Genomic DNA, 10387 nt, shown 5'->3' on the forward strand with positions numbered 1-10387 from the left:
GGGCGAAGTTTACAGCGTAGTGGAAGCTTGACTTCGCCCGCCTAAATCAGCCTCTCTGAAGCGGGCGCGAATACCAACCAGTCCAATCTCCGCGAGCCCGGGAACGCCGGGTCTCACCGGAGGCGCCCCGCGTCATGCTGGGAGGAATTCATGCCCGACAATCGACCCGTCGCCCCGCTCGCCCGCGACACCATGGCCTATGTCCTGGCCGGGGGCCGCGGCAGCCGGCTGATGGAACTGACCGACGCGCGCGCCAAGCCGGCGGTCTATTTCGGTGGCAAGACGCGGATCATCGACTTCGCGCTGTCCAACGCGATCAATTCCGGTATCCGCCGGCTGGGCGTGGCCACCCAGTACAAGGCGCACAGCCTGATCCGGCACCTCCAGAACGGCTGGAACTTCCTGAGGCCGGGCCGCAACGAGAGCTTCGACATCCTGCCCGCGAGCCAGCGCGTCTCGGAAGACCAGTGGTATGCCGGCACGGCGGACGCGGTCTATCAGAACATCGACATCATCGAGAGCTACGCGCCGCGCTACATCGTCATCCTGGCAGGCGACCACGTCTACAAGATGGACTACGAGATCATGCTCCAGCAGCATGTCGATACCGGCGCGGACGTGACCGTCGGCTGTCTCGAGGTCCCGCGGATGGAGGCGACCGCCTTCGGCGTGATGCATGTCGACGAGAACTACCAGATCACCGACTTCGTCGAGAAGCCGAAGGATCCGCCGTCGATCCCCGGCCGGCCCGACGAGGCCCTTGCCTCGATGGGCATCTACGTCTTCGAGACCAACTTCCTGATGGACCAGTTGCGGCGAGACGCCGCCGACACCGGCTCGCAGCGCGACTTCGGCAAGGACATCATCCCGCACATCGTGCGCCATGGCAGGGCCTTCGCCCACCGCTTCTCGCGATCGGTCGTGCGTTCGGCGGCCGAGCCGACCGGAGAGGCCTACTGGCGCGACGTGGGAACGGTCGACGCCTACTGGCAGGCCAATATCGACCTCACCGACGTCGTTCCGCCGCTCGACATCTACGACCGCGACTGGCCGATCTGGACCTATGCCGAGATCGTACCGCCCGCCAAATTCGTGCATGACGAGGAGGGGCGCCGGGGCATGGCGATCTCGTCGCTTGTTTCCGGCGACTGCATCATCTCCGGCGGCTCGCTCAAGAGTTCGCTCCTGTTCACCGGCGTCAGGATGCGCTCCTACTCGATGCTCGACCACACCGTCGCCCTGCCCTACACCCATATCGGGCGCCACGCGCGGATCTCCCACGCGGTCATCGATCGCGGCGTCCAGATCCCGGACGGGCTGGTCATCGGCGAAGATCCCGAGCTCGACGCCAAACGCTTCCGGCGGACGGCGAGCGGCATCTGTCTCGTGACCAAGCCGATGATCGACAGGCTGACCTATTGATGCCCATCCATGCGCTGGGGGTCGCGTCCGAGATCTTCCCCCTGATCAAGACCGGCGGGCTGGCGGATGTCGCCGGAGCGCTTCCGGGCGCGCTCGCCGAGCACGGCATCGCCTCGACGACGCTGGTTCCCGGCTACCCGGCAGTCATGCAGCAGCTGGGCGAGGCCGCGATCGTCCACCGTTTCAAGGATCTCCTCGGCGTCGAAGCCGACATCCTGTCGGCACGGGTGGGAGGGCTGGACCTTTTCGTCCTCGACGCCCCGACACTCTACGACCGGCTCGGCGGCCCCTATGGCGATGCCGGCGGCCAGGACCATCCGGACAACTGGCGGCGCTTCGCGGCGCTCGCCAAGGCCGGCGCGCTGATCGCCCAAGGGGCGGTCGCGGACTACCGGCCGGACATCGTCCACGCCCATGACTGGCAGGCGGCGATGACGCCGGTCTATCTCGCAGCCTCCAACAGGCCGCGGCCGAAGACGATCCTGACGATCCACAACCTCGCCTTCCAGGGCAATTATCCCTCGACCATCTTTCCCATGCTCGACCTGCCGCCCACCAACTGGTCGATCGAGGGCGTGGAGTATTACGGCAATGTCGGCTTCCTGAAGGGGGGACTGCACGCCTGCGACGTGGTGACCACGGTCAGCCCGACCTATGCCGACGAGATCGTCACCCCCGGCGGCGGGATGGGGCTCGACGGCCTATTGAGCGGCCGCGGCGAGCGCCTCGTCGGCATAGTCAACGGCATCGACACGAGCGTCTGGAACCCGGAAACCGACCCGGCGATCGCCTCTCCCTATTCGCTCCACGCGCTGAAGAACCGGGCCCACAACAAGCGGGCCCTGGAGGGCGAGTTCGGCCTCAGGCGCGAGGACGGCCCGATCTTCGCCGTAGTCAGCCGGCTGACCTGGCAGAAGGGCCTCGACCTCGTCGCCGAGATCTGCGACGCGGTCGTTGAACGCGGCATCCGCATGGTGGTGGTGGGATCGGGCGAGGCGATGATCGAGGGCGCATTCCTCGCCGCCCATGCCCGCCATCCGGACCTCATCGGCGTCAGGATCGGCTATGACGAGACGCTGGCGCACCGGGTGCAGGCCGGCGCCGACGCCATCCTGATCCCGTCGCGCTTCGAGCCCTGCGGCCTCACCCAGCTCTATGGCCTTCGCTACGGCTGCATTCCGGTCGTTGCCAAGGTCGGCGGACTTGCCGACACGGTGATCGACGCAAATTATGCCGCCACCACAGCCGAGGCGGCGACGGGGGTGATCTTTTCTCCGCCTGCCGCCGACGCGCTCCTGAAGGCCGTCGACCGCACATTGCGCCTCTATGAGGACGCACGGACCTGGAAAAAGATGCAGGCCTCGGCGATGAAAGCCGACGTATCGTGGCGCACCAGCGCCAAGCTCTATGCCGACCTCTATCGGGACCTTCTGAGAGGGTAGATTTCAAAGATGATCGAGACGATCGCCACCACGCCCTATGACGACCAGAAACCCGGGACTTCGGGCCTGCGCAAGAAGGTGCCGCATTTCCGGCAGCCGCACTACGCCGAGAACTTCATCCAGTCGATCTTCGACGCCGCCGGCAGCGACGGCGGCGAGACGCTGGTCATCGGCGGCGACGGGCGCTTCTACAACCGCGAGGTCATCCTCATCGCCATCCGCATGGCGGCGGGCAACGGCTATGGCCGGGTGATCGTCGGCCAAGGCGGCCTGTTGTCGACGCCGGCCGCCTCCAACCTCATCCGCAAGCGCGGCGCTAGCGGCGGCATCATCCTCTCGGCCAGCCATAATCCGGGCGGCCCGGACGGCGACTTCGGCATCAAGTACAATATCGCGAATGGCGGCCCGGCGCCCGAGAAGATCACCACGGCGATCTTCGAGAAGTCGAAGGCGATCACCCGCTACCGGACCTGGACGGAGACGGCGCCGGACATCTCCAGGCTCGGCGAGACGAAGCTCGGCGACATGGTGGTCGAGGTCGTCGATCCCGTCGCCGACTATGCCAGCCTGATGGAAGAGCTGTTCGACTTTGAGAAGATCCGCGACCTCGTCGCCTCCGGCTTCACCCTGCGCTTCGACGCAATGCATGCGGTCACCGGCCCCTACGCGACCGAGATCCTTCAGAACCGGCTCGGCGCACCGGCAGGCTCCGTCATCAACGGCACGCCGCTCGAGGATTTCGGCGGCGGCCATCCTGACCCCAACGCTGTCCATGCCGCGACGCTGATCAACCAGATGATGAGCGAGAAGGCGCCGGATTTCGGCGCGGCGTCCGACGGCGATGGCGACCGCAATCTGGTCATGGGCCGCGGCATCGTCGTGTCACCCTCCGATTCCCTCGCAGTCCTTGCCGCCAACGCCCATCTTGCGCCCGGCTATGCCGTCGGGATCGCCGGGATCGCCCGCTCCATGCCGACCAGCCGCGCCGCCGACCGGGTCGCCGAGGCGCGCAAGATCGGCATCTACGAGACACCGACCGGCTGGAAGTTCTTCGGAACGCTGCTCGACGCCGGCAAGGTGACGATCTGCGGCGAGGAGAGCGCCGGCACCGGCTCGAACCATGTCCGCGAGAAGGACGGGCTGTGGGCGGTGCTCCTGTGGCTCAACATCCTCGCCGAGCGCCGCGAGAGCGTGAAATCCGTCCTGGAGAGCCATTGGACGGAATTCGGCCGCACCTTCTATCAGCGCCACGACTACGAGGAGATCGATTCCGAGGTCGCCGGCGAGTTGATGGGCTCGCTGCACGACCGGCTCGCCTCCATGGCCGGCCAGCGCTTCGGCACGCTGGTGGTCTCCGAGGCCGACGACTTCTCCTACAAGGATCCCGTCGACGGCTCGATCGCGACCGGCCAGGGCGTCCGGATCGTCTTCTCCGGCGGCTCGCGCATCGTCTACCGCCTGTCCGGCACCGGCACCAAGGGCGCGACGCTGCGCGTCTATATCGAGCGCTACGAGAAGGACCCGGCAAAGCGGGACCAGAACCCGGCCGCCGCGCTGAAGGAGTTGATCGATACCGCCGACGTCATCGGCGAGATCAAGAAGCGGACGGGACGGACAGCGCCGGACGTGGTGACGTGATCTGACGTCGGAGTGGGACGCTTTCCGGCTGGCTGATCACTGGGGCCGGTAGCTGCTTCCATTAGACGGATTCGGACGCTAGGATACCTTCTATGACGAGCCAGAAGACTCAGCCACTCGAGATCGATCCGCAGTTGACCGAGCGACTCTCCTTGCTTGCTGAACGGGAAGGCGTTTCCCTGCCGGACCTCACGGACCGCGTCCTCAAAGACCATGTCGAACAGGTCGAATGCGCACTCGCGCAAGCAGCCGAGGATAGCGCGCGCTGGCAGCGTTATCTGCAGACAGGTACCGCCGTCCCCTTCCAGACGATCCGTCATCGGCTCCGCCATCTTGCGGCCGATGCGCTGGACGCGGAACCCAGGTGAAATTTGTCTTCCTGCCTGAGGCGGAAGAAGACATCGAACGGCTCTACCGCTTCCTACTGGCGCGAAATCAGTAGGCAGCAGCCAAGGACATGTCGGCTATCGATGAAGGCGTGCAAATGCTGCTGCAAGCTCCGTATGCCGGCCTGCAGATGGCCGCACACCCGAGCTATCGCCAGCTTTTCGTCCCGTTCGGCAAGAGCAGCTATGTTTTGCGCTATCGGATTCAGGAGGAGGCGGATACGCTCGTGGTCGTGCGCGTCTGGCACGGGCGGGAGGATCGGCGGGACTGAAACAGAGGCAATGTAGTCCGTTGCAAAACGCGCTTGCCTCCTCCGGAACTCAGCGCCTCGGTCGGCGCCGCATGCTTGGCCCAGCCCAGCTTCAACCGCTACACCTTCCCCATGACCGTCCAGATCACCGCCGAGCGCGGCCTTCCCCAGCGCTTCGGCGCGACCATCGCCAAGGATGGCGTCCATTTCGCCGTCGTCTCGGAGAATGCCGAGGCGATCCATCTCTGCCTGTTCGACGCGGCCGGGACCAAGGAGATCCAGCGCCTCGCGCTGCCGGGCCGCAAGAACGGCGTGTTTTTCGGCTTCGTGCCGGGGCTCGAAACCGGCGCCCGCTACGGCCTCAGGGCCGAGGGCCGCTATGCGCCCGAAGACGGCCATCGTTTCGATCCCTCGAAGCTGCTCGTCGATCCCTATGCGGTGCGGATCGACCGGCCGTTCCTCTATCACCCGGTGCTCGCCGCGCCGCCGGAGCAGGGCCTCGACAGCAGCCCCTATATGCCGAAGGCGATCGTCTGCGATCCCGCGCGCGATGCCGAGCCCCTGCCCTTTTCCCCGCCCGGCTTCACCTATGAGGTGCTGGTGCGCGCGTTTTCGCAGCGCCATCCGGAGATCCCGGCCGAGATCCGCGGCACGATCGCCGCGCTCGCCGAGCCCTGTCTCCTCGACCATCTCGAACGGATCGGGGTGGAGACGGTCGAGCTGATGCCGCTCGCGGCCTGGATCGACGAGGCGCATCTGACGCGGCTCGGCCTCACCAATGCCTGGGGCTACAATCCGATCACCCACATGGCGCCGGACCCTCGGCTTGCGCCGGGCGGCCTTGCCGACGTCCGCCGCGCGGTCGAGGCGCTGCATGCGCGCGGCATCCGCGTCCTTCTCGACGTCGTCCTCAACCATTCCGGCGAGAGCGACGAGGTCGGCCCGACGCTCTCCTATCGCGGTCTCGACAACTTCCTCTACTACCGCCACGCCGAGGCGGAGCCCGGCCTGCTCGTCAACGATACCGGCTGCGGCAACACCTTCGCCGCTCAACGTGAACCGGTGGTCCGCCTGTTTCTCGACACGCTCCGGCACTGGGTCGAGACCACCGGCATCGACGGCTTCCGCTACGACCTCGCCACGGTCCTTGCGCGCATGCCGGCAGGCTTTTCGGCCGAGGCGCCGTTCCTTGCGGCGGTCGCCGCCGATCCGGTGCTGAAGGACCGCATCCATGTCGCCGAGCCCTGGGACATCGGCCCGGGCGGCTATCAGGTCGGGCACTTCCCGCCGCCTTGGTTCGAATGGCAGGACCGCTTCCGCGACGACGTCCGCCGCTTCTGGCGCGGCGAGCCGGGCATGGTCGGCGCGCTGGCGACGCGGCTTTCCGGCTCTGCCGACCTCTTCGCCGCCGGCGGTCGCCGCCCGTCCGCAAGTGTCAACATGATCGCCGCCCATGACGGCTTCGCCCTCGCCGATCTCGTCATGTACGAGGAGAAGCACAACCAGGCGAATGGCGAGGACAATCGCGACGGCCACAACGACAATCATTCCTGGAACAACGGCGTCGAGGGCGACACCGACGATCCCGCAATCATCGAGGCGCGCGGCCGCGACATCAGGGCGCTCCTCGCGACCCTGTTCGTGGCGCGCGGTACCCCCATGCTGGTGGCAGGCGACGAGTTCGGCCGCACGCAGGGCGGCAACAACAATGCCTATTGCCAGGACAATCCGGTCACCTGGCTCGACTGGCAGAAGGCCGACGACAGCCTCGCCAGCTTCGTCGGCCGGCTGTCCGCCCTGCGCCGGGCGCGTCCCGCGTTGTCCGCCGACCGGTTCCTGACCGGCGAGCCGGCGAATGGCACCGACATGCCCGATGTCGTCTGGCTCGCCGAGAGCGGCGAGGCGATGGCGGAGGCGGACTGGAACGAGGCCGCCCGCCACCTCCTCGGCATGAGCGTCTCGGCGCTGCACCCGGCCGATGCCGCGGAAGACTGCGAGGAAGACCGGGCGATCGTCTACTGCAATGCGTCGCCGACGGACGCCGCGGTCACCCTGCCCACCGCACGCTCCGGCCACGGCTATCGTCTGGCGATCCGCTCCGACCGACCTGAGGCGGCGCCGGTGCAATTGTCCGGCGGCCCCCTCACGATTGCGGCGCGGTCGGTCTTCGTCCTGACCGAGGAGGCGATCTGACCGGTGCGGAAAGCGCCGGGCCGTCTCTCATGCGGTCTTCTCGGCCGGCGAGCCCAGTTCCTCCATCATCGCCTCGCGCATGACGAACTTCTGGATCTTGCCGGTCACCGTCATCGGGAAGGCGTCGACGAAGCGGATCACCCGCGGGATCTTGTAATGCGCGATCCGCCCGTCGCAGAAGGCGATCACCTCGGCCTCCGAGAGCTCCTCACCCTCGTTCGGCACGATCCAGGCGCAGAGCTGCTCGCCATAGTGCCGGTCGGGAACGCCGAAGACCTGGACATCGCGGATCTTCGGATGGGAGTAGAGGAACTCCTCGACCTCGCGCGGATAGATGTTCTCGCCGCCGCGGATCACCATGTCCTTGATCCGCCCGACGATGTTGCAATAGCCCTCCGCGTCCATCTCGGCGAGGTCGCCGGTGTGCATCCAGCGCGCATCGTCGATCGCGGCCGCCGTCGTTTCCGGATCGTCCCAGTAGCCGCGCATGACCGAATAGCCGCGGGTGAGGAGTTCGCCGCGCTCGCCGCGCGGCACCATCCGTCCTTCCGCGTCGACGATCTTCACCTCGACATGCGGATGGACGCGCCCGATCGTCGAGACCCGGCGCTCCAGCGGATCGTCCACCGCGCTCTGGAAGCTCACCGGGCTCGTCTCGGTCATGCCGTAGGCAATCGTCACCTCCGGCATGTGCATCTGGGAGAGGACCTTCCGCATCACCTCCACCGGGCAGGGCGAGCCGGCCATGATGCCGGTCCGCAGCGAGGTGAGATCGAAGGACGCGAACTCCTTGTGGTTCAGCTCGGCGATGAACATCGTCGGCACGCCGTAGAGCGCGGTGCAGCGCTCGGCTTCCACCGTCTTCAGGACGGCGAGCGGATCGAAGCTTTCGCTCGGGATCACCATCGCCGCGCCATGGGTGACGGCGCCGAGATTGCCCATCACCATGCCGAAGCAGTGGTAGAAGGGGACCGGGATGCAGATCCGGTCCGCCTCGGTCAGCTTCATCGCCTCGCCGACGAAGTAGCCATTGTTGAGAATGTTGTGATGGGTGAGCGTCGCCCCTTTCGGGCGGCCGGTCGTGCCCGAGGTGAACTGGATGTTGATCGGCCCGTCCGGCTGCAGGCTGGCGCTGATCGCCTCGAGGCGGCGGCGGTCTTCGGCCGTCGCCTTGCCGGGGATTTCGGCGAAATTGAACATCCCGGGCGAGGGCTCTTCGCCGAGACGGATCACCGTGCGCAGCTGCGGCAGCCGTTCGGCATGAAGCGCTCCCGGCGCCGAGGCTGCCAGTTCGGGCGCGAGTTCGGACAGCATGGCGAGATAGTCGCTGGACTTCAGCGCCGGCGCGAGGATCAGCGCGGCGCAGCCAACCTTTCGCAGCGCATATTCCAGTTCGTGGACCCGGTAGGCGGGATTGATGGTGACGAGGATCAGCCCGAGTTTCGCGCTCGCGAATTGCGCCACCACCCATTCGGTGTTGTTGGGCGACCATATGCCGATCCGCTCGCCGGGCTTCAGGCCAAGCGCCAGGAGGCCGGCGGCGAAGACGTCCGTCTCCTCCATGAGGCGACGATAGGTCCAGCGCGTGTCCTGATGGGCGACGACGAGCGCCTCGCGGTCGGGGAATTGTTCCGCCGCCCGGGCGAGGCACCCGCCGATGGTCAGCGGCAGGAGCGGCGTGGGGCTCGCCCCATGTGTGTAGCTCAGCTCAGTCGTCATCCCGTCCTCCCAACGGTTACCTGCCGATGCTTCATCCCTCTCGCCGCCGCGTCCGCGAAGCCGGGAGCCTCCGCTCTCCCGGGCCCTTGCGGCGCGTCGCAACTCAGCCGGGTTCGGTCTCGCCGCCGGCCTCGGCCCAGTCCTTGAAGCCGCCGAGATTGTAGACCTTGTCGTAGCCCATTTCCTGCAGCGTCCTGCCGGCGAGCGCGGCGCGTCCGCCGGCGGCGCAGTAGATGGCGATCGGCCGATCCTTGTCGAAGGCCGGGTCGTGCGAGGGCGCCTGGGGATCGGCCTTGAACTCCAGCATGCCGCGCGGCACGTTGAGGGCGCCCTTGGCCTTGCCGCTCGCCGCCACCTCCGCGGCCTCGCGCACGTCGAGGATCAGCGCGTTCTCCTCGGCAGCGAGGCGCCTGGCCTCCTCGGCCGAGATCTTCGGCACCGCCGCATTCGCCGCATCCATCATGTCCTTCATCGATGTCGCCATCATGCTCTCCTGCTGCAGCCGCGATAAAGGGGCGAGGATAGCCGCATGCGCGCGGCTTGGCGATGCGCCGCGCGCCGCGCGGCAGGGCGCTTCATGCAAGACTTGCGGCGTCGTCCTTTGGAGACATCATCCGGCGTCGTGATCGGAGCCAGCTAAGTGTTTCTTCGCACTTTTCCACGAAGGTCCACGCGTTGCGCCTCGTTCTTCCCTCCATTCCCCGGTTCCCTTCGATGAAATTCTCGATAACACGCAAGCTCGCCCTGCTGATCGCCGCCGCCGCCGTCCTCAGCATTGCGGCGATGTCGGTCCAGCTCTACTCGCTCCACCAGTCGATGTGGGCCGACCGCAAGGAACTCCTCCAGTCACAGGTCGAAACCGCCGTCGCGATCGTCAAGGGCTTCGCCGCGCAGGCGGAGAAGGGGGAGATCTCGGAGGCAGACGCGCAGCGGCTGGCAGCTTCCGCCGTCCGGTCGATCCGCTATGGCAACAACGACTACTTCTTCATCCATCGCTTCGACGGTGTGATCGTCGTCCATCCCAATCCGGACCGGGAAGGCAAGAACGGCTGGGACGACACGGATGCCAACGGATTTCATCAGGGCCGGGATCTGATCGGCCATGCGAAGGAAGGCGGCGGCTTCACCAACTATGTCTGGCCGCGGCTGAACGAGACAGCGCCCTCTCCCAAGCTCGCCTATGCCGAGGCCTTCGCGCCCTGGCAGTGGTCGATCGCGACCGGCGTTTATGTCGACGACATCGAGTCGAGTTTCTTCCAGGCTGCCGAAAAGGCCGCCTTCTGGTCCGCTCTTCTTCTGCTCGTGCTGATCGGCTGCGCCTGGCCGCTGGCCCGTT

9 protein-coding genes are annotated in these 10387 nt (G+C 66.7%); 7 read left to right on the plus strand and 2 right to left on the minus strand.

What is annotated here, in order from left to right; all coding sequences use genetic code 11:
- Positions 1-150 precede the first annotated feature (150 nt).
- The 6 genes from glgC to glgX all read left to right on the plus strand — a co-directional run bounded on the left by glgC (position 151) and on the right by glgX (position 7332).
- The gene (gene glgC / locus LH400_RS19600; RefSeq protein ID WP_229154856.1) at positions 151-1422 is read left to right on the plus strand and encodes a glucose-1-phosphate adenylyltransferase; all 1272 of its coding nucleotides are present in this window, start codon (positions 151-153) and stop codon (positions 1420-1422) included.
- Between the two features lie 5 nt (positions 1423-1427).
- On the plus strand, positions 1428-2864 hold the full coding sequence (glgA, locus tag LH400_RS19605) for a glycogen synthase GlgA (RefSeq protein ID WP_229154883.1): 1437 nt from the start codon (positions 1428-1430) through the stop codon (positions 2862-2864).
- A 9-nt stretch (positions 2865-2873) separates the two neighbouring features.
- Entirely contained in the window at positions 2874-4502 is a 1629-nt protein-coding gene (locus tag LH400_RS19610; RefSeq protein WP_229154858.1) for an alpha-D-glucose phosphate-specific phosphoglucomutase, read from the plus strand.
- 92 nt (positions 4503-4594) lie between these two features.
- The gene (locus LH400_RS19615; protein ID WP_229154859.1) at positions 4595-4870 is read left to right on the plus strand and encodes a hypothetical protein; all 276 of its coding nucleotides are present in this window, start codon (positions 4595-4597) and stop codon (positions 4868-4870) included.
- 89 nt (positions 4871-4959) lie between these two features.
- Entirely contained in the window at positions 4960-5160 is a 201-nt protein-coding gene (locus LH400_RS19620; protein ID WP_229154860.1) for a type II toxin-antitoxin system RelE/ParE family toxin, read from the plus strand.
- Between the two features lie 75 nt (positions 5161-5235).
- Positions 5236-7332 carry a glycogen debranching protein GlgX gene (gene glgX / locus LH400_RS19625; protein WP_229154861.1) on the plus strand — a complete coding sequence of 699 codons (2097 nt, stop codon included), beginning with the start codon at positions 5236-5238 and terminating at the stop codon, positions 7330-7332.
- A 27-nt stretch (positions 7333-7359) separates the two neighbouring features.
- On the opposite strand, the gene LH400_RS19630 is transcribed toward glgX, so the two are convergent.
- A complete protein-coding gene (locus LH400_RS19630; protein ID WP_229154862.1) occupies positions 7360-9051 on the minus strand; it encodes an AMP-binding protein in 1692 nt (563 codons plus the stop codon).
- A gap of 103 nt (positions 9052-9154) precedes the next feature.
- Complete coding sequence (locus LH400_RS19635) at positions 9155-9535, minus strand: rhodanese-like domain-containing protein (RefSeq protein WP_229154863.1); 381 nt, start codon at positions 9533-9535, stop codon at positions 9155-9157.
- A gap of 230 nt (positions 9536-9765) precedes the next feature.
- Here LH400_RS19635 and LH400_RS19640 point away from each other — a divergent pair.
- On the plus strand, positions 9766-10387 hold a 622-nt coding region (locus LH400_RS19640), incomplete at its 3' end, for a cache domain-containing protein (RefSeq protein ID WP_229154864.1).

The organism is Jiella soli, from assembly GCF_020615385.1.
Taxonomy (GTDB): domain Bacteria; phylum Pseudomonadota; class Alphaproteobacteria; order Rhizobiales; family Rhizobiaceae; genus VKMB-3413.